General features: G+C 39.1%; 16 protein-coding genes and 1 riboswitch. Of the genes, 7 read left to right on the top strand and 9 right to left on the bottom strand.

Annotated features, from left to right (window positions below):
* Positions 1-113: 113 nt before the first annotated feature.
* A complete protein-coding gene (locus K345_RS0117335) occupies positions 114-1106 on the top strand; it encodes a LacI family DNA-binding transcriptional regulator (RefSeq protein WP_028975235.1) in 993 nt (330 codons plus the stop codon).
* On the opposite strand, the gene K345_RS0117330 is transcribed toward K345_RS0117335, so the two are convergent.
* From K345_RS0117330 to K345_RS21695, 8 genes are all read right to left on the bottom strand, one after another.
* A complete protein-coding gene (locus K345_RS0117330) occupies positions 1098-2369 on the bottom strand; it encodes a galactokinase (protein WP_028975234.1) in 1272 nt (423 codons plus the stop codon). The two genes, K345_RS0117335 and K345_RS0117330, sit on opposite strands and share 9 nt — an antisense overlap.
* A 65-nt stretch (positions 2370-2434) precedes the next feature.
* Positions 2435-3475, bottom strand: coding sequence for a GMP reductase (locus K345_RS0117325; RefSeq protein WP_028975233.1), 1041 nt, complete (start codon positions 3473-3475; stop codon positions 2435-2437).
* A complete protein-coding gene (locus tag K345_RS0117320) occupies positions 3472-4761 on the bottom strand; it encodes a D-arabinono-1,4-lactone oxidase (RefSeq protein WP_037573047.1) in 1290 nt (429 codons plus the stop codon). Before K345_RS0117320 ends, K345_RS0117325 begins: the two co-directional genes overlap by 4 nt.
* Before the next feature lie 414 nt (positions 4762-5175).
* A complete protein-coding gene (locus K345_RS23230) occupies positions 5176-5352 on the bottom strand; it encodes a hypothetical protein (RefSeq protein ID WP_156888458.1) in 177 nt (58 codons plus the stop codon).
* A gap of 212 nt (positions 5353-5564) precedes the next feature.
* Entirely contained in the window at positions 5565-6518 is a 954-nt protein-coding gene (locus K345_RS0117310) for a DUF6263 family protein (RefSeq protein WP_028975231.1), read from the bottom strand.
* Positions 6519-6597: 79 nt separating this feature from the next.
* Entirely contained in the window at positions 6598-9144 is a 2547-nt protein-coding gene (locus tag K345_RS0117305) for a hybrid sensor histidine kinase/response regulator (protein WP_028975230.1), read from the bottom strand.
* Positions 9145-9183: 39 nt separating this feature from the next.
* Positions 9184-10197: a UDP-glucose 4-epimerase GalE gene (gene galE / locus K345_RS0117300; protein WP_028975229.1), complete on the bottom strand. Its 1014-nt coding sequence runs from the start codon at positions 10195-10197 to the stop codon at positions 9184-9186.
* Between the two features lie 335 nt (positions 10198-10532).
* Positions 10533-11231, bottom strand: a complete 699-nt coding sequence (locus K345_RS21695; protein WP_053228439.1) for a type 1 glutamine amidotransferase — start codon at positions 11229-11231, stop codon at positions 10533-10535.
* Between the two features lie 63 nt (positions 11232-11294).
* Positions 11295-11428: riboswitch (cobalamin riboswitch) on the top strand.
* A 30-nt stretch (positions 11429-11458) separates the two neighbouring features.
* Here K345_RS21695 and K345_RS0117285 point away from each other — a divergent pair.
* From K345_RS0117285 to cobO, 6 genes are read left to right on the top strand one after another with little or no spacing between them, the layout of a single operon-like run.
* Positions 11459-12355: an ABC transporter substrate-binding protein gene (locus K345_RS0117285; RefSeq protein ID WP_053228438.1), complete on the top strand. Its 897-nt coding sequence runs from the start codon at positions 11459-11461 to the stop codon at positions 12353-12355.
* Positions 12352-13362 carry a FecCD family ABC transporter permease gene (locus K345_RS0117280; RefSeq protein ID WP_028975226.1) on the top strand — a complete coding sequence of 337 codons (1011 nt, stop codon included), beginning with the start codon at positions 12352-12354 and terminating at the stop codon, positions 13360-13362. Before K345_RS0117285 ends, K345_RS0117280 begins: the two co-directional genes overlap by 4 nt.
* A complete protein-coding gene (locus K345_RS21690) occupies positions 13359-14135 on the top strand; it encodes an ABC transporter ATP-binding protein (RefSeq protein ID WP_053228437.1) in 777 nt (258 codons plus the stop codon). Before K345_RS0117280 ends, K345_RS21690 begins: the two co-directional genes overlap by 4 nt.
* Positions 14132-16681, top strand: a complete 2550-nt coding sequence (locus tag K345_RS0117270) for a cobyric acid synthase (RefSeq protein WP_028975225.1) — start codon at positions 14132-14134, stop codon at positions 16679-16681. The genes K345_RS21690 and K345_RS0117270 overlap by 4 nt, the downstream gene beginning before the upstream one ends.
* Positions 16678-17610, top strand: coding sequence for an adenosylcobinamide-phosphate synthase CbiB (gene cbiB, locus K345_RS0117265; protein ID WP_028975224.1), 933 nt, complete (start codon positions 16678-16680; stop codon positions 17608-17610). Before K345_RS0117270 ends, cbiB begins: the two co-directional genes overlap by 4 nt.
* Positions 17607-18122: a cob(I)yrinic acid a,c-diamide adenosyltransferase gene (gene cobO / locus K345_RS0117260; protein ID WP_028975223.1), complete on the top strand. Its 516-nt coding sequence runs from the start codon at positions 17607-17609 to the stop codon at positions 18120-18122. Before cbiB ends, cobO begins: the two co-directional genes overlap by 4 nt.
* Here cobO and K345_RS0117255 read toward each other — a convergent pair.
* Positions 18119-20227, bottom strand: coding sequence for a cAMP/cGMP-dependent 3',5'-cyclic-AMP/GMP phosphodiesterase (locus K345_RS0117255; RefSeq protein ID WP_028975222.1), 2109 nt, complete (start codon positions 20225-20227; stop codon positions 18119-18121). The two genes, cobO and K345_RS0117255, sit on opposite strands and share 4 nt — an antisense overlap.
* Between the last annotated feature and the right edge of the window lie 17 nt (positions 20228-20244).

The following is a 20244-nucleotide window of genomic DNA, read 5'->3' as shown; positions in this document are numbered from 1 at the left end:
TTATATAAACCCATCAAATCAAGAAAGGAGAGATTGGCCTTCCCTAGATAATGTGCCATCTACCTAATACTTTCTTCCTCCTCTGATCTTAAGCTGATATAATGACTCTTATAATGATAACGAAAGTAGATAGGGATGCTGTCGCTAAAAGAGCCGGAGTAAGCAGTGCTACCGTATCCCGCGTTTATAACAACCCCTCAAGAGTAAGTCTTGATAAAAGACAGGCCGTATTAAAGGCGGCAAAAGAACTAGGCTATGAACCAAACAAATTTGCCTCTGCCCTAGCCCGTAAAGGAACAGGTCGTATACTCTTTGTAGATGGACGGAAATTATACACTTACGATAAGCAGAATAGTGACTATTATTCCTCTTTGTACTCTCATGTTTTAACTACGGTAAACCAAGTACTTCAAAACAGTCTCTACACTTTGACTTTGGCAGATAATCTAGACCAGATACATCAATTAAGAGACTACGAAGGTATTTTACTTTATGACATAGATACACCCTATCAATTAAACGGCTATATGGACAAACCCTATTGTGCCGGTCATCACCTCCAGGACTTTGATGGAAGTAATCTATTCTGTACAGATAATTACAAGGGTGGATATCTCGTTGGTCAGGCTCTTAACATCAAGGGGTATAAAAAAGTCTTTTATGCCACAGGCCGTTTAAAAGAGCTGTCCCCGCATAGACAACGCTTAGCGGGTTTGCAAGATAGCTATAAAGGAACACTCATTATTGATGAAGGAATGATAGGCTATCAGGGGGGACGTCAAAGAGCACAAGAATTATGTACACAGCTTAAAGCTGATAAAATAGAAGCAATTGCTGCAGTTAACGATTTGACAGCGATGGGTTTTTATCAAGAATTGTTAATTCAAGGATACACAATACCCACAGATATTGGGCTAATAGGCTATGACAACCTTCCCTTCACCAATCTATTTCCGACAACCTTAACTAGTATTGATATTGGATTGGAACAGGTATACAAGGAAGCAAGCTTGCACCTGATCAAACAACTAAGAGGAGAGACTGAAATCCTGAACACTCCTCAATTAATTGAACCTCAGATTATCTGGGGAGGAACATTAGGCTAGCTTGTAATAGCCCTTGGAACGAATGTGAAGATCAGTAAGAGCATCTTCTCCAAATATAGCAGAAAGGGTTTTTGTCACTTCTACCTTAATCTGATCGGGAATATAAAGCTGAATAGTACCAGCAAATCCCCCACCATGAACACGATAGATAAGTTCACTCTTCCATAAACTTTGACAAACGCCCAAGGCGAAGGCCATAGGTTGCTCCTCTGCCGAACCAGCAGGAATAACATTCTGCAGCATCATAAAAGAGGAATCCCCAGAATCACGTACTAAATTTAAGTATTCTTCTAAATTATTGTCGAGAAGAACGTTAGCCATCTTCCGGGCCCGTAAAGTCTCATCAACGAAGTGAAGGGCACGAAGGACTGGTCTATCCCCCCATTCTTCTCTTAATTTAGGAATATCCCGGATCAATTCTTCTTTACTAATACCTGCAAGTACTGAATGCTCAAAATGTTTTGCTACATTTCCCATCTCAAAAGGAATACTTCCATAGTCATCCGTTAAATCAGCATGACTACCTCCCGTATTCAGAACAGCTAAAGTATAGGAATGCTGGCTAAAGTTATAATCTACAGGCTCAATAATAGGTTCAGTAGGCTCACAAAAGTCAATAGAGATGATTCCCCCATGAGCACAGGCCAACTGATCCATCAGCCCACAGGGCTTTCCAAAATAGACATTCTCTGCATACTTGGCAGCTAAGGCATAAAAAACAGGACCAGAATCAGCATTATTAGCTAATTGATCAATGGCATAGGCAATGAGAACTTCAAAAGCAGCAGAGGAACTCAGGCCAGATCCACGAAGGACATTACTGGAAACACAACCTTCGAATCCACAGATCTCCTTTCCATGGTCAATAAAATATTTCGCAACCCCCAGGATAAGGGATTCTGTATTCTCTATTGGTTTTACTAAAGTAAGATCAGACAGATCCACTTCAATGACCTTATCATACCCTTCTGAATGAACAATGACTTTTAAATCATCTCTTTTTGAAAAGGCACCAATGGTATCAAGTTGAACACTACCAGCCAAAACAACACCATGATTATGATCGGTATGATTTCCACCAAGTTCTGTACGTCCAGGACTACTGAATAGGTGAACCTGTGAGGAATGAAAAATATCTGACTCCCAAGTTAATAGATCAATATATCTTTTTTTGTTGGATTCTAGTTTTTTTCCATAAAGATCTCTAAAACAGTCGTCAAATTGCCCCTGTTCTATGGATTCTATAAGTTTTTGCGACGTCATGATATCCTCCTCAATGTACGCGCGTACATTATATCACGAGGATATCATGTGTCAATCAATAAGTATTAGCGGAATAATTGATTTTCCTGTTCCTGGACACGGATAAAAGTGGTTCGCTTTGTCAGTTCTTTTAGTCGTGAAGCTCCCACATAGGTACAGGCAGAACGTACACCACCAAGAATGTCCTGGATAGTATTGATCACACTACCACGGAAGGGGATTTCTACGGTCTTACCTTCACTTGCTCTATAGGAGGCCACACCTCCAGAGTGTTTCTCCATGGCTGTATCAGAACTCATTCCGTAAAACAACATAACCTTAGTCCCGTCTTCTTTGTCCAGAATCTGGCCCCCCGTTTCTGCATGTCCAGCAAACATGCCCCCAAGCATAACAAAGTCAGCACCGGCACCAAAAGCTTTAGCCACATCACCGGGACGAGTACAGCCACCATCTGCAATGATCTGTCCACCCAAACCATGGGCGGCATCTGCACACTCAATGATAGCCGATATCTGAGGATAGCCAACACCTGTTTTGACCCTTGTAGTACAAACAGAACCAGGTCCAATACCAACTTTAATGATATCAGCCCCTGCTAAAAGAAGTTCTTCAACCATTTCACCAGTGACCACATTCCCTGCAATAATACCTTTTTTGGGATATTCATGACGTACTGTTTCTACAAAGGATACAAAAGCTTCTGAATAACCGTTAGCTACATCAATACAAATAAACTTAATTCTATCATCAATGCCTAGTATATCTTTCAGCTTCTGATGATCCTTTTCTGAGGTTCCTGTAGAAACCATTATATGATCAAAAAACTTATCCTCCCTATCTTTGAGGAACAGTTTCCATTCTTCTATACTGTAATGTTTATGGATAGCCGTAACTAAACCTTCTTCCGCAAGTGATTCTGCCATAGTAAAAGTACCAACAGTGTCCATATTTGCAGCAATAACAGGAATCCCTTCCCATTTAATGCCTGAACTACGAAGGACATAGTTTCTATCCAAACTCACCTGTGATCGACTGGATAAAGTAGATCGTTTAGGTCGAATCATTACATCTTTAAATCCCAATTTAATATCTGGTTCAATCCTCATAAAAATATCCTTTCTAAATATTGATTCAGGAATTTACCTTCTTTATCGTACTGCCTACGCAAATTGACAAAGTCATTCCATTTAGGATAAAGCCCGGCTAATTCCTGCTTTCCCGCTTTAAATCTTTTGGCCCAATGAGGCCTGGCACCATGTCTGAGGAAAATATCCTCTACAACCTCGAAGGCTTTATACTCATCAGCATGGGCGGCTTGACGTGTTACACATCCAATCGTAACGGTGTCTTCCCCATAAGCATAGGAAAGCCAGTTATTATCCTTATTAATAAAGCGTACGTCCATAGGTATATGGGCAAAAGCCTTAGCATTTTTTTTATCTGATAAAGCTTCTTGAATCTCCTTAAAGGCACCATCAAAACGACTAAATGGGATGGTCCATTCGGCCAATTCCAAGGTAGAGCCTCTCGATTTCGTTACTGTTGCCTCATAGAGGCTTCCCTTCTTGACTTGCTTGCTTCTAAAAAACAAAAAAGCAATGAGCTTATTGGCAAAAACAGTAAAAGACGGTTTCTTCAAAGCTTTATTATAGAGTTTCCTTGATAATTCTCTTCTATACCTATAATACCAAGGTCCTGTTTTGGTTTTAACGCTGATATTAGTAATATCCTTATTACCACGCATAACATAACTATAACCAACATGGGGTAAATAAAGGATTCTGAGAAAGTCATATTCTCTTACCCAAGTCTGCCATTTGGACAACCAAACCTTATCTTTCATAGGAGCTTCTGTAACCACTAAGTCATATAAAGCAGTCAATTGGAGAGTTATTTCTCCCATTATCCCTAAGACACCAACTGATACCCTAAGGGCTTCTAGTAAGTCTTCATCCTTTACTTCTTCAATCTGACCATTTGCCTTGATCATGTGACACCCAATCATATACTGGGATAAGATATAACCGTCTTTTCCAGTACCATGAGTTCCCGTTGCAATAGCTCCCCCCAGGGTAATCACATCAATATCTGGCAGACAGGGTAGACACCATCCTTCTTTTTCTATCAAGGGAATAAGATCTGATAACATTATCCCTGATTGTACAGTTATGAGTCCCTTTTCTTTATCAAAGTTCACCACTTCCTTGTACTGATCTAAAGAAATCAAGGTATCTTCTCCACCTACGATATCAGAAGAACTTCTACCTGTACCGATCACTTTGACCTTACGTGAATTCTTAACAATATCGGCGATCTCCTCCATTGTCTTCGGATGATAGAGATTATTATATTCATGTTTTATATTTTCATTCCAGCTAACCCAGATGCTCATCTGTTCCTCCGCTCCCTTATATATCGCCCATAGAATGTAATGTTTTTGGAAGGTCAACGTCTAGTTTATCTAAGGAAAGATAGGAGATATCACTGTTATATTGAAAAAAAAGATAGGATATGTTTTATGTATCTAACTGTAAAGAGCATTCTTCACAGTTAGATACTTAAGCTATTCCATAGTTGTAGAGATTAATTTAGCTTTTGGTTTGGTAACAAAATACATGATTGTTGACACTACGGCAGTGATCGGAAAAGCCATAATTGCAACATCATAAAACATAAATACCTTGATGATTTTCAGAAGCCATAGAGCCATCTATTATTGTAGAAAACATGACACTGGATGAACTAAAGAAACAGAGAAAAAAGCTGTATAATAATAAACTTTATGCCCTTGACCACGCTCTTTTAGCTACCATATCTGAGTTCCCCCAGTGGCCTGCATATCAAATTTTGTTCCAAAATTCTCATTCATCTGAAAGGTATAAAATCTATTATCCATTTCAAAGCTGCCTGGAGCACTACCAAGTGATTGATATTGCTTTATGATTAATCCAGAATTACTAGTATTCATATCAATAGTTCCCATAGACCAATATAAAGGTATCTAACTCCTACTAGGTACAACAAACTTAATTACAGTTGTACTATCTACATTCTAATCTTCAAGCTTTTTGTTTCTTGAGAATAGATTGTCGTTACAAACATAATTATAATTGCTTTAATTTTAAGCCTCAATAGATCTGTTATAGGCTGTCTTTCTCTCTGTACTAGAGGACAGCTATCCTTTGAGAAATGGTATTAGTCTACTGAAGCAATAATATTCATATCAATGGGCATGTTAATTGTTAATCCATAAGCAGTTACATCTATAGAGCCACCTACGTGAACTGTTGAATCTTGTCTATTGATCCACCCAGTTGATCTATCAACTTCCATGGTTCCTTCAATGTTTCCCTCAATATCGATTTGAGCATCCACTCCCTCTACATCTAGATTTAGCAAAGCATTATTACCTATCCCTCCACTTAGGATCTGTCCTGTGTAGGCAAGGGTGACGGTTTTACTACTTATGTCTGTCACAGTATAGGTATAGGCCACAGTCATACTAATCTGATCAGTTATACTCAGATTGCTGTTCCAAGAATCCCCCACACCTACCGGTTCTGCAGGGATATAATCAAATGTCTGGTTCCAGGAATCGCTAAATATATCTTCACTCATGATCTGTTCGATACCAATAGTCGTCGCTTCACTATCAACACTTTCCTGTAAGTTAATAATATGCTGTATGGCCTCTTTTAAACCATCAAATTGGAGGATTTCTCCTTTGGGGTTAATGGTTAAACCGAAATTCAGTTTCTTGACTGAATCTGATGCGTTTCTTAAATTTCTGTAAATCTCTTCATCAAGACTGGCATTGTCCTCTGCCGTAACATCTGGATAATCAAAATCCATCGTATAATCAAAGGCATCATAACGTACATCAATCTTCATATTGCCATCACTATCAACTTCTGAGACATGATAAGTATTGACCATTTTTATCTCATTAGTAAAAGAAATTGGAATCCCCTGCAAAGATTGGGTATAATCATTTTTGACATGACTTGTTAATTGATAGTCTTGACCTGCCTCAAGGTCTAAAGCCAAATTAACCTTTTGGGGAGTTCCTAGTGAAGAACAGGAACCCAGAGTTAGTATTAAAATAATACTCAACAGAGCAAAGTTTGTTTTCTTAAACGATTTCAACATATTAATAATATTCCTTTATAAAGTATTGCTGGGGATAATAAGAATTAGTAGCAGCGAAGTCAAATATAACCCAAATTAATTACATTTTCTTGAGCAAATGGTAGAGATCCTTTATCTCTTTTAATGAGGATTTATACATACGACGACATTTTTTTATTACCTTATTATCAAGGATAATTTCAGGATTATGTTCCCATTTTTGCCATTCTTCTGCTAGTTTGGTTAAGCCTATCAAGTGACAGCTCCCCTTTAAATGGTGGGCTTCTTCAACAATTTCATTAGAAGCATACTTTTTACCATTACTGAGGAACTTAGCTATTCGCGGGGAGGTTTCGTTTAAAAATATTTTAATCAAATCCAGATAAATAGAAAAGGTATCAGAACTGGAGAACTGTTTTTTTAAATATTCTAGAGATAGATACTTACAATAAGATAACTCTTCTTGAATGGAGTCCCAGTTCTTTGTAGGTTCAGAGTCTTTAGAAGGAAAGCTATCATCCTTATCCAATAAATATTTATTGAGGATCAGTATGATATCTTCTGAATTGAAAGGTTTAAGGAGAAATTCATCAATGACCATGTCAGAGAGCTTTGGATGATCAATGTAAGAGATATCACCGGTGACAGCAATGATGGGAATCCTCTCTGCTTCAGCCATAAATTCCCATTGCCTAATCCTTCGGGAAGCTTCTTGACCACTTAATTGAGGCATATGGATATCGCTAATGATAAGATCCACCTTTTGCTGTTGTCGTAAGCGAACCAATTCATATCCACTGTGAGCAGTAAAAACCTGAATTCCCAAACGGGACAGATATTCCTGCATATAGGCTCTATTGATCTCATCATCATCTGCATAAAAAACACATTTCCCATCAAAAGACGGTACCTCTTCCTTTTGCTTTTCTTTTTCTGGATGATCATCCTTCACAGAATCAAAAGGAATGAGTATGGAAAAGGTACTTCCCTTCCCCCATTGACTGGAAACTTCTATTTTGCCTCCCATAGCTTTGACTATGGTATTAACAATTGATAGTCCTAATCCGGTTCCTCGTGAGTTAATATCCCAGGTAGGATGATCAGCAACCTGTTCAAAATCAATAAAGATTCGCTTAATATCCTCCTTTTTGATACCACAACCAGAGTCCATAACCTGTAATAGTAGATAAGTATTGTTTTGCCGTTCGGTAAGCAACAAAGACAAAGTAACACCTCCTTGGGAAGTGAACTTGAGGGCATTGACTACTAGGTTTGTGATGATTTGATGTAATCGTAAAGGATCACACTGAATTTCTCTGGGAACTTCTTTGTCGATGATCCATTCACAGAAGAGCTCTTTTTTGTCAAATTGAGGTTTTACAAAGGTCGCAAAATCTTCAAAAAAATCATAGAGAATAATCTTGCTTTTAACAACACTAACCCCTTGTTTATCAAATTTGGCAATATCCAATATATCATTCACGATCAATAGTAATTGTTCTGTCGAATTCTTAATCAATGTTCCATAGGCCTGATTCTGAGTAAGACTCTTTTCATCCATAATCAGTTCAGCCAGACCTTTAATGCCTTGTAAGGGAGCTCTTAATTCATGACTAACAGAGGTCAAAAACATTTTCTGCTTATTTAAAAGGAAGTTCACCTGACGGGATGAGTGAATTAACTTTCTTATCAAATAGGAGATAAGAAGGAAAAGACAGATTAAGACTAACAAGCTGTAGGATAAATAACGAAGGCGATCGTAATAGGTGTTGATTAAACTTGAATATTCATGAGCCTCCTTAGTTTCAATAAGATAACCTACCGAAGAATCCATACCATTTATCAAAGGAATAGCCGTAATACTAAAGTAGTGATCCCCCCATGACATAGTAGTCCATTCAGGGAGCTCAGTTGAATTCATGTTATCATAATTATCAAAATACTCTTTAATGATCTGTTTATAAACAGTCACGGGAATGTTACTATGGGGGGGCATATGAGCTAGTTCGAGTTTACTTCCATCAATAAGACGGGCGCCCTGTTTTAAGTAAACACTATATCGTCCTCCATAAAAGTACTCCAAAGCTTCAGTCATAGCTATAGATGAAATGATGGGAATGGCTAAACTATCAGGACCGTAGTTATCAAGGTTGAGGTAAAAATAGAAATTACCAGTATAACCATTAATCGTATAAGATAAATCTTTAGGATTTGAAGGTACCCCACTCCACACGGAATAGGGACTATCATAGGGGGAATCGCTCAACCACAACACCCTTGCTTTATCTTTTGTGGAAGCAAAAGCAATATTAGTTAAGCCATTATTTTTCAATAATCCCATTATAGGACTTAATCCTTCTCTGTAATGGGATTCATCAAAAATATTAGGCTCTTCCTGAAACCATGATTCTATAAGGGGATTATTGTTGAAGGTTGTGCTCACAAGAGACTTAAACTGGAGACCGTAGGCATTGATGGTAGCTTGGTACTCCCCTTGCAATGCATCAATATTCTGATGAGCTATTAGTTCAATCTGACGATTCCTATAATCCCATACAAAATAATAAGCCAGTCCCACAAGACCTAGAATAATGAGTAGAAGAATTACCAATAATGGATAATAGGGAAGATTTTTTTTATACTGCACCCTTAAAGCATAGTAGAATCCTCTAAGGGTGCAAGAAATTTAAGAGCGGTATCCTTTAGGATTTTTACTTTGCCAATTCCAAGCGGATTCAACCATTTCTTCCAGTCCCAATTCCGCTTGCCAGCCTAACTCTTTGTTAGCTTTTGTAGGATCGCCATAAACAGAAGCGACGTCACCATCTCTTCTGGGGCCAACTTCATAGGGAACCTCATGACCACAGACTTTGGAAAAAGCCTTGATCATCTCTAGAACAGAGTAACCTCTACCTGTCCCAATATTATAGACAAAGACACCCCTATCTGAGCTTAACTTTTCTATAGCTTTAACATGAGCCTTTGCTAAATCAACAACATGGATATAATCTCTTACACCTGTGCCGTCGATGGTGGGCCAATCGTCTCCAAAAACAATAACCTTTTCCCTTAAACCAGCAGCTACCTGACTAACAAAAGGAAGAAGATTAAAAGGATACTCCGGATCTTCTCCTATACGACCAGACGGATGAGCTCCTACAGGATTAAAATACCTAAGGATGACAACATTCCAGTTTTCAGCGTGGGCAGTATCCATAAGGATTTGCTCCATCATCGTTTTTGTATGTCCATAAGGATTTGTTGCTTTAATAGGAAAACTCTCATCAACAGGAACTGATGCGGGATCCCCATATACAGTGGCAGAGGAGGAGAACACAATGTTCTTGACTCCATATTTCTTCATTGTCTGATATAAGACAAGAGAGCCTGAAATATTATTTTCATAGTACTTAAGTGGTTTTTCAACAGATTCACCAACTGCTTTTAAAGCGGCAAAATGAATAACACCATCAATGTTAGGTTCTTTTTCAAAGACTTCACCTAAAGCCTTTCCATCCCGAATGTCTGCTTCATAAAAACGAACTTCTTTACGGGCAATGTCTTGAACCCGTTTGATAGCTTCGGTAGTTGAATTACATAGATTGTCAACAATAACCAGATCATAGCTCTCACTGAGCAATTCAATGTTAGTGTGGGAAGCAATATATCCTGCGCCTCCGGTTATTAGTAACTTTTTCATTCTAACCTCCTGAATGTACGCGCGTACACTAGGTGTATGATATAACCTCATTTAGATTATGTCCACTTACTTAAGTTTATGATTATTACCTTCGATCTAAGTAGACACATGGCCTATAGAATCAAAGATTGGTATAATTCCATAGATCCTTATATGGGTTACTTCAATTCATACACAGAAGAGAAACGCGGTTTGCACACTTTGTTAAATCAATTATGTGAATGTTATTGGACACAGAAAACCCCAGCAATAGAAACCCTCTCCCTCATTGATCAATATCCCTTAGAGATAGGAGATTTTTTTGTTTCCACAATGGGTATAACACAGGAAGATTATCAAATATGGTTAAAAAAATTATCCAATAAGCAAAAACATTGAGTTCTATAGACTTCTTCAACACTTAGATAATCTTTTATAATCTGATCATGATCAAGATCAACAAGATCAGGATCCTCTGTTAACCAAGCTTTAAGCATGTCCAAAGTCAGCTCCAAATGACATTGAAATCCATAGGCTTTTTCTCCAAAACTTAAAGCCTGATACTGACAATCAGCACCCTGACCAAGCCATTGGATCTGTTCATTAGGAACAATAGTTTCTCCATGAAGATGAAAGACTGGTATGGTATTAGAGATATTACTGAAGAGGGGATTATCCTGCCCCTGGTCCAAGAGATAAAGAGGATTCCAATTGCCCTCACTATCACGAAAAGCCCTTTCTGTCTTACCAAGAGGAACAACTTTGCCTTCCTTCGCCTTGGTCATGATTTGCATGCCCAAACAAATGCCAAGAACTTTAAGATTTTGGTTCATAGCTTCACGAGCAATATCGATTTTATGAACCATATCCTCTGTCTGATCATTGGCACTAGCAGGACCACCAAGAATAATAAGAGCTTCCAGATCTGATGGTAAGGTAAAATCAACTAGAGCATCAGGCTCAATAACCTGGAAAGATTTTCCTTTTTCCTTTAGATACTCAGCGATGAGACCGGGACCTTCCCTATCTATGTTCTTCAGAATATATGTTGTCATAATTCAAGAGTATAAATGGTATTTACTAAAACTGTAAAGATTGACAAGTGATATGCTTAACAATAAGATACGATTAAGTTAGGTGCTTATCAGAGCTAAAAGGGAAGCAGGTCAAAATCCTGCACGGTCCCGCCACTGTAGAAATATTCTCCAGAGAATATGAAAGTCAGAATACCTGCCTAATCTATTACCTTGGCATTGTCTACGGAGTATAGACAGGAGGCTTAATGCAGAAAACAATTTCCCTTTTCTTATTCCTATTAATATCATTACAAAGCTGGTCAACTGGTCAAAAAGAGGATCCTGCAACAACAACTGTTTTTACCGATAGCTATGAACGACAGGTTAATATTCCAACAGAGATAAATCGAATTGTATCTCTAGCTCCCAGCATTACAGAAATCATATATGCCTTAGGAAGCCAGGATAAACTAAAAGGTCGTACTGACTATTGTGATTATCCGGAAGATGCCCTTAGAATCCCCTCCATGGGATCACTCAGGAATCCAAGTATGGAAAGTATCATTCAGGCTCAACCAGATTTGGTAATAGCCTCCACACATTTTCAAAAGGATACACTGAAAGCCTTGGAAGATCTTAATATCCCTATATTAATCCTTAAAGGTGAAGACAGTATTGAAGGAACCTACTGGGTGATTCGTCAAATAGGAACGCTACTCCATAAACAAGAAAAATCAGAACAGATTATTACTCAGATGAAGAAAACCATAGATCAAGCCGCAGGAAGAATTAACAATTCTTACAAGCCTAAAGTTTACTATGTGGTAGCTTATGGACAACAAGGGGATTTCACTGCTGGAGGTAATACCTTTATCGGTCAATTGATCCAGGAAGCAGGCGGAATCAATATTGCCCAAGATCTGGATGGCTGGGCTTATAGTTTTGAAAAGATTGTAGAACAGGACCCTGACATCATTATTTGTTCTCAGTACTATAATGTAAAAGAAGGACTGTCCAATACAGAGGGGTATAAGGATTTGAGGGCAATAAAAGAGGGAAGGATTTATACTATTGATAGTAATATACTGGATAGACAAGGACCTAGATTAGCTCAAGCTTTTGTAGATCTTGTAACCATAATCCATCCTGAAAGCTTTGAATGATTAAACTTAACCATTGGCAGATATCTTTTCTACTAATCATTCTTATTCTCTTTAGCAGCTTATTATCTCTCACCATAGGAACGGCTGATATAAAAGCCGTAGAAGTCTTCCATATAATAAAAGAACAATTCAATTATCCTCTAGTCTCTAAGTCCACTACCCCTGCGGATATTATTATTCTTAATGTCAGAGCTCCCCGCATAGTACTAGCCCTTCTGGTAGGAGGGGCATTAGCAGTATCAGGGACAGCGCTTCAAGGATTATTTCGTAATCCAATGGCGGATCCTTATGTATTGGGCTTATCATCAGGAGCGGCCTTCGGGGTGACAGTTGTTATTATCTGTGGCTTATCGACTACAGTGCTATTACAGGGTTCTGCTTTCATAGGGGCTCTATTAACAGCATTCTTTGGCCTGTCCCTGGCACAGGGCTTGTCGAGGAGAGGAACAACGACTCTGCTTCTCACTGGGATGACTCTTAGCTTTATGCTGTCAGCCTTAATTAGTTTCTTTATGTACATAAACAGGGATTTAGTGGAAAATATTCTATTCTGGACTTTTGGAAGCTTTTCTTCTTCTTCCTGGATGAAGGTTTGTCTTCTTTTACCACCTGTCTTTCTGGGAGTTACTGGATTGCAGTTATTATCAAAAGATTTGAATCTCCTCACACAGGGAGAAGATATGGCGGCCAGTTCAGGTGTTTCTGTACAAAAAGTAAAGATCCTCATCGTACTCCTTAGTTCTTTATTGACAGCCAGTGCAGTAGCTCTCAGCGGGATTATAGGCTTCATTGGCCTAATAATCCCTCACATTATGAGAACGTTAGGAGGCCCTAACCATCGGGGTTTACTGATATCAAGTTTCTTTGGGGGAGCCCTCGTGGCTCTTTGGGCAGATGGGTTAGCTCGTGTTATTTTAGCCCCTTCTGAGCTTCCTGTCGGTATTATTACTGCTTTGATTGGAGGACCTTATTTCTTATTCCTTTTAGGCCGGGGACAAAAAAGATGATACCCCTATTCGATATCACCCAACTGTCATGGTCCTATGGAAAAAAAACAATCCTGCAAGACTTTAATTTAACTATAGAATCAGGGCAATTTCTAGGCATCATCGGCCCCAATGGTTCTGGAAAAACAACCCTGATCAAATTAATGATGGGACTATTGCCATCCAAACATTCTATCAAACTGGCAGGCAAACCGCTGTCTCGATACTCCCATAAAGAAAGGGCAAAAATGATTGCTTATGTGCCCCAACGCCCGGAAACATCATATCCCTATACTGTAAGCGAATTAATCATGATGGGACGCTACGCCCATCAAAGTCTATGGAAACAGGAAACGGAACAGGATAAGCAAATTGTTATACAGATAATGGAAGAGCTTGGAATAGCTTCCCTATCACATCAAACCATTGACACCCTCAGTGGAGGGGAAATGCAGTTGGTATTACTAGGGAAAGCTCTTGCCCAAGAAAGCTCTTGTCTGATACTTGATGAACCGACAAATCATCTTGATGCCAAACATCAGGGGGCATTATTACAACAACTAAAAAGAATCCAACAAAAGGATATTACTATTATAAGTATCTTCCATGACATCAATGCCGCTGTAGGTTACTCTGACAATATTTTGCTACTGGAAAATGGTCATCCTGTGTTCTATGACAGAGGGAATAAACTTGCTTCCTCAAAGCAACTTGAAAAAGTATTTGGAATGACTTTTGTGTCCTTCACAAGGGATAATGAAACCTATCTCCTCCCGGAAAGGAAGCATCAATGAAACATGGAGGACACATTGCAGAATACCTAAAGAAATGGGATATTCCCGAAGAGGACATCCTGGATTATAGCGCCAATATCAATCCTCTTGGTTATCCAGATTGGCTACGGGCCGTAATAAACATCGAACTGGATAGAATAGAACATTATCCAGAACCCCACCAAGAAAGCTTAAAGGAAGCTTATAGCCAGAGCTGGTCTATTGATCCAAAGGAGATTATTTTCGCAAACGGGGCGACAGAAATCCTTTTCTTTACCCTTTTCACTCTTAAGCCCAGTAAGGTATTGCTACTGAGCCCTTCCTATGGAGATTATAGAGACGCGTGCCTCAAGCTTAATATTCCTATAATCGAATTAGAGAGTGGCTGGGAAAACAACTTTGTGCCCTCCTTAGAAGATTTTAAGTTAGCCTTAGAGAATCTGCCAAAAGATAGCATGGTGATCCTGGGGAATCCTAATAACCCTTCCGGTTTAGTGGTAGAAAAATCGCTTATTGATTTATGCCAATCCAGAAGTGAAGTGACATTATTACTCGATGAGTCTTTTATTGATCTGACAGATAAAAGTAAAGATCAATATCCGACAACAGATTACCTTGTTATGAGGTCTCTAACAAAAGCCTGGGCCATACCCGGTTTGCGTCTCGGCTACCTCCAAGGACCAGCCCCTATATTATCCTCAATTGAACATAATATTCCCCAATGGAGTGTGAATCGACTGGCGGCAGCAGTAGGACGAGAGTTATTGACTCATAAGAAATATCTCAAAGAAAGTCAGAAAATGATTGAAAAGGAAAGGAACTACCTCAAAAACGAATTAAAAGGCAGGGGATTTTGGGTAGCGCCTGGAGAAGCTAACTTCCTTCTTTTCAGATTACCTCAGAATTATTCTCCTAGTGACTTTTATGACTTCCTTGCCTCCCAAGGATTGTTTATACGTCTCTATAAGGATGTTAAAGGGCTTGATGATTATGACTTTCGAATAGCGGTCAAGGACCATTTTTCGAATTCAAGATTAATAGAAAGGATCAATGCATTTGTCAAACAGCCCCATCCTTCTACACAGCGAAAACATAGACTAACCCCCAAAAGGCTGATGATACTGGGAACAGCTTCGAATGCAGGTAAGAGCTTAATGGTTATGGCTTTTTGCCGAATCTTCCGTGATTTAGGCTACTCGGTGGCTCCATTTAAAGCACAAAATATGTCACTCAATTCCTTTGTCACTTCCCATGGAGAGGAAATAGGAAGGGCCCAAGCGTTACAAGCTCTGGCCGCAGGAATAGAAGCAGATGCCCGTATGAATCCTGTCCTTCTGAAACCGACTTCTGATCAAGGTTCCCAAATCATTGTTTGTGGTAAGCCGTGGGACCAATTACAAGCTAGAGCTTATTATCAGAAAAGAGAATACCTCTGGTCTCAGATAACCCAAAGCTATGAGAATTTAAGCAGGGACTATGACATGATCATCATGGAAGGAGCGGGGAGTCCTGGCGAAATCAACCTCAAGAAATATGATATGGTGAATATGGCCATGGCCAAATATGCCCAAAGTCCTGTCCTATTAACCGGTGATATTGACAAGGGTGGAGTCTATGCTTCCTTTTATGGCCATATGAACGTGATGGCCCAATGGGAAAGGAATCTAGTGAAAGGTTTTTTGGTGAATAAGTTTCGAGGGGACGTTTCATTCCTAACAGAGGCCCATGATCAAGTATTAAAAGAATTGGGAAAACCTGTAGTAGGTATCATTCCCTATCAACACAATCATGGTCTGCCGGAAGAAGATAGTGTGAGTTATGATCTCCACTTTCAATCAAAGGGATCAGGACTTATTAATCTAGGCATAGTTCGTCTGGGACATTTGTCTAATTTTACGGATATAGCCCCCTTTCAACAGGAAGAGGTTAATCTTATATCTATAGATACAGTGGAAGATATGGATAAAGTGCCCTTACATGGAATTATTCTTCCAGGAACCAAAAGGACTATTGAAGATCTCCGCCACTTAAAGAAGGATGGACGTTTTCAGGCCATTAAAGAATATGCCCGGAGAAAAAATAGCCTAGTTATCGGTATCTGTGGAGGCTTTCAGATGATGGGCCTTAGTATCAGCGACAATCTGGGAATAGAAGAAGCTCCAGGAACGGAAGAAGAAGGCCTTGGCCTTCTGCCCCTTCACACTCAGCTTATGAGAGAAAAGCATCTGGTTCAGATGAATTCTCGACATAAGGAATATGCCCTCAAAGTAGCAGGGTATGAAATCCATCATGGGGCTACTGAGATTCCGGAGGATTGGGACTTATTTGAAGAACCAGGGTTAGGAGCTCAAAATCCCCGTGATAATCATTGGGGAAGCTATCTTCACGGGATTTTTGATAATGATGACTTCCGCCATCGCTTTCTACAAGAATTATTGGACAAACATCATATTGATATTATGCCTAAGTGGGGTTCCTACAATGTGGAAGCTAAGATCAAGCATTTCACAGAGGTGGTTAGAGAGTCTATTGATATGGATTATATAAAGAAGATCATGGGACTATGATTTATTCTTTTCTAATCGCGATCATAGCGGATTACCTCATAGGAGCTCCTCAATCATGGCCTCACCCCGTTAGATTAGTGGGACGAATAGCCTCTTTCATAGACAAGAGCTTCTCCAAACGAACGTTTATTCAAGGATTACTGGGTTTATTTATGGTATTGTTCACCTGCTTCCTTCCGGTTCTGATACTTGATAATCTATTAAATAGATGGCCCATACTATCCATAGTAGGAAGAGCTTATCTCATCTACTCCTCTTTTGCCCTGGGCGATCTAATCAAACATGGCAAAGATGTACAGAAAGCCGTTGAAGCGGATGATATTCCTACAGCCAGAAAACGCTTATCCTATCTAGTATCCAGAGATACAGAAGCTATGAATGAGGATAAAATCATTACTAGTACCGTAGAAAGTTTATCAGAGAATTTTCTAGATTCCGTTCTATCTCCTCTCTTGTTTCTATTGTTTTTTGGTCCTTTAGGAGCATGGTTCTTTCGCATAGTAAACACTTTGGATGCCATGTGGGGATATAAAAAAGAAGGTTACTATCGTTACGGGACTTGTGCCGCCCGTTTAGATGATATGCTAAATATCATCCCCAGCCGTATAGCCATTATGATTATATTACCTGTTGGACTACTATTAGGAGGATCTTACTCCCATATCATCGAGGTTTATCGTAGAGACAAAGGAAAACATGACAGTCCCAATTCGGGATATACAGAGTCTTTGGCCTCTGGCATTCTTAATATATCCTTAGGTGGTCCTACTCCCTACTTTGGTCGAATGGAAGACAAGCCTGTCATAGGAACAGGAAAGGCAGATAAGTCCCACATAAAAAGAATGATCAACTTATTAAAAGGATCTGCTTTGTTCTTTTATGTTGTGATCCTTTTATTACTAGTCATCAAAGGAGTTATTCTATCATGAAAAAAGGTTATATTCATGTCTACACAGGAAATGGAAAAGGCAAAACTACAGCTGCTTTAGGATTATGCTTTCGAGCGAAAGCAGCAGGGTTTAATATTGAAGTCATACAATTCCTTAAGAATAAAGAATATTCAGAAATCAAAGGTTTAAAAGAATGGGGAATAAAGGTTCATCAAAGTAAAACAGGATTCCTCATCAATAGAACCCCTAAGGACAGGGATAAAGAAGCGGCTACCGCTCTATGGGCCCGAGGAAAGGAAGTCCTTGAGGGAAAAAGACCAGTAGACCTTCTCTTGATGGATGAATTAAATATTGCCCTCTATTACAAATTTATTGAGCTAGACCAAGTCCTTGAAGCCCTTCGTAATAAGCCGGACAATCTGGAAGTCGTCATTACCGGACGTTATGCCCCTAATGAGCTTATTCAGACAGCAGACCTTGTCACAGAAATGAAAATGGTCAAACACTATTACAAACAAGGTGTACCTGCCCGCCTGGGGATTGAATATTAATGAGCCCTATCCATCTTCATGATAAGACCAGGATTCTTATGTAAAAAATCAAGGATATCCTGTCTTTCCATGCGATAGACCTTTAGCGAGCCTTCATAACGGTACTCAGAAAAGGAGGCTTGATGCTTATAGAGCAATTCAAAGGATCCAATAATGGAACCAGTATCCAATAAACAGTCATCCTTATACACCTTGCCTTCTATTAGGATATAGAGATAATCAGGATGTTGTCCGCTCTTTATTAACACACCCGAACCTTGAAGCTCTTCACAGGTCATAATCGATTCCAGCCAGGTGATTTGATAGGAGGTCAATTTTCTAGACAAACCCCCTCTTTGAAAAACTTCCCAGGATTCAAAATTTCTTATTTCTACCAAACGATGAAGAGCTTTATTAAAGTCTGTTCCCTCTATCAGTCTTAAAAACTGTTCATGATTAAGAGAATAAAGGGTAACATTGCTCAAGGCGAACACATCAGCAGAACGGGGACGCCCTGTCAACGCAGATCCTTCTCCAAAATAATCAAAAGGTCCATAAAACTTGATATCCCCTTCCCTCTCTCCTATAACTTGAACTTGACCTGATGCAATAAGATAAAAACGGGAACCTTTATCTCCTTTTTTTATGATCTGCTCCCCTTCTTTGAAGAACTCTTCCTGCATGTAACCAATAGTTTGACGTATCCTTCTAAAGGATAAATCCTGAAGGAATTCCAAATTATCAAATAGAGTCATGACCTGATAGGTCTTATCAAAACTGGGAATAGAACAATCAAAATAAAGAGTTTCATCAATTCCAAAACTTGCTAAAGAGAGCTTTGTCTCTTGAGGAAAATCTTTTTTGGCAATGTGATACACAGTAACTTTCTTCTGAATATCTTCAGGAAGGGAGTTTAAAAAAGAAATGGGTGTATGCAAGGGAGCAATTCCCGATTCATGATAGATAACATCAGCATCCCAGAAGAAAGTATTGAGTTCTTCATATCGAACATCATCAATTATCCCTAATTCCCGCATTTCTTTATGAATAGCAGGATCATTTTGATGATCTGATGAATAAACAAAGCTCTTATCCTGAAATCGTAACATGAAACCTATAGTAGGGATGCTGTGCAAGGAAAAACGGAAATTAAATAATCCCCCATTGATATAAAATGGTTTATCAATATACACCGGTTCAAAAGAAAAAAGTTGAGCCAGATACTCTTCTGATTCCCCCGTAACAGCAGCAAACTTTCTAAGAAAGCTTTCCATAATAGTATGAGTTGTATAGATCGTGACCCTGCCCTCTTCCATAATCTTCTGAAAGGTTCCTGCGTCGTGGTCGGCATGGCAATGGGTAAGGATAATACTGTCTATTAATTTTGGTTTCACATGGGATTGCTCTAACCACAACGTTGAATCCACAGGAGGATCAATCATAATTCCAGAATGGTTAAGCCAGAGTATATATCCAGAGGTGTTTTCTGTCGGATCAAAACCATGGCTGGGACCAAGACAGGTTATCCCAAATAAAGGAGGTTCAAAAGCCTCTTTTAGGGGCTGACCGATTTTAAATCGTGGCTGATAATTAATATCACCTGGAACACTAATCTTTTCTGATCCCTGATCATCGATTAAAAATTGTCCGTCTCTAGTTTTAGTAATAAGCAGACCATTACCTAAGTCAGCTTGAGAATCTTTAAGAATAACTAATTCCAGAAGATCATCGAAGGACATATTCCCCTTAAAGAAAGCCATTTCCTTACCTAGTTCCGGGAGGGAGGAGGGCATAAAGTCGGGATCATAATTATCTTCTATTCTTAAGTCCTTTGGACCAAATAAGGATTCCTGAAGAACTTTATAGATACGCTCTACACGATCTGAATCAGTGATAACTCTAGTCTTCTTTCCACGAATAAAAAAATTAAAATAAAGGGGGAATTCTAACTCTGCTAAGCTAATTCCTTTATTCCAATGAAATAAAACATTGGGAAGGACGAAAATTTCTGGAACGCCTCCCTCTGTCATCATAGTATCTTTAATGGTTTCCGGGGGAATTCCTATTTGAAGAGGTCCTTGGGATGTTTGAATAAGAAAACCACCCCTGGACAATGTTTCATACAATTTATCACCTCAGTCTA

This window comes from Spirochaeta cellobiosiphila DSM 17781 (assembly GCF_000426705.1).
GTDB lineage: Bacteria > Spirochaetota > Spirochaetia > DSM-17781 > DSM-17781 > Spirochaeta_E > Spirochaeta_E cellobiosiphila.
Note: the sequence above shows the minus strand (reverse complement) of the source record. Positions and strands in the feature narration are given on the sequence as shown.

What these genes read in the sequence shown, in the direction of transcription:
- K345_RS0117310 (WP_028975231.1), bottom strand. Translation starts at nt 6,518, where the DNA reads ATGTTGAAATCGTTTAAGAAAACAAACTTTGCTCTGTTGAGTATTATT.
- K345_RS21695 (WP_053228439.1), bottom strand. Translation starts at nt 11,231, where the DNA reads ATGACAACATATATTCTGAAGAACATAGATAGGGAAGGTCCCGGTCTC.
- K345_RS23230 (WP_156888458.1), bottom strand. Translation starts at nt 5,352, where the DNA reads ATGGGAACTATTGATATGAATACTAGTAATTCTGGATTAATCATAAAG.
- K345_RS0117280 (WP_028975226.1), top strand. Translation starts at nt 12,352, where the DNA reads ATGATTAAACTTAACCATTGGCAGATATCTTTTCTACTAATCATTCTT.
- cobO (WP_028975223.1), top strand. Translation starts at nt 17,607, where the DNA reads ATGAAAAAAGGTTATATTCATGTCTACACAGGAAATGGAAAAGGCAAA.
- K345_RS0117285 (WP_053228438.1), top strand. Translation starts at nt 11,459, where the DNA reads ATGCAGAAAACAATTTCCCTTTTCTTATTCCTATTAATATCATTACAA.
- K345_RS0117335 (WP_028975235.1), top strand. Translation starts at nt 114, where the DNA reads ATGATAACGAAAGTAGATAGGGATGCTGTCGCTAAAAGAGCCGGAGTA.
- K345_RS0117320 (WP_037573047.1), bottom strand. Translation starts at nt 4,761, where the DNA reads ATGAGCATCTGGGTTAGCTGGAATGAAAATATAAAACATGAATATAAT.
- K345_RS21690 (WP_053228437.1), top strand. Translation starts at nt 13,359, where the DNA reads ATGATACCCCTATTCGATATCACCCAACTGTCATGGTCCTATGGAAAA.
- cbiB (WP_028975224.1), top strand. Translation starts at nt 16,678, where the DNA reads ATGATTTATTCTTTTCTAATCGCGATCATAGCGGATTACCTCATAGGA.
- K345_RS0117270 (WP_028975225.1), top strand. Translation starts at nt 14,132, where the DNA reads ATGAAACATGGAGGACACATTGCAGAATACCTAAAGAAATGGGATATT.
- K345_RS0117325 (WP_028975233.1), bottom strand. Translation starts at nt 3,475, where the DNA reads ATGAGGATTGAACCAGATATTAAATTGGGATTTAAAGATGTAATGATT.
- K345_RS0117330 (WP_028975234.1), bottom strand. Translation starts at nt 2,369, where the DNA reads ATGACGTCGCAAAAACTTATAGAATCCATAGAACAGGGGCAATTTGAC.
- galE (WP_028975229.1), bottom strand. Translation starts at nt 10,197, where the DNA reads ATGAAAAAGTTACTAATAACCGGAGGCGCAGGATATATTGCTTCCCAC.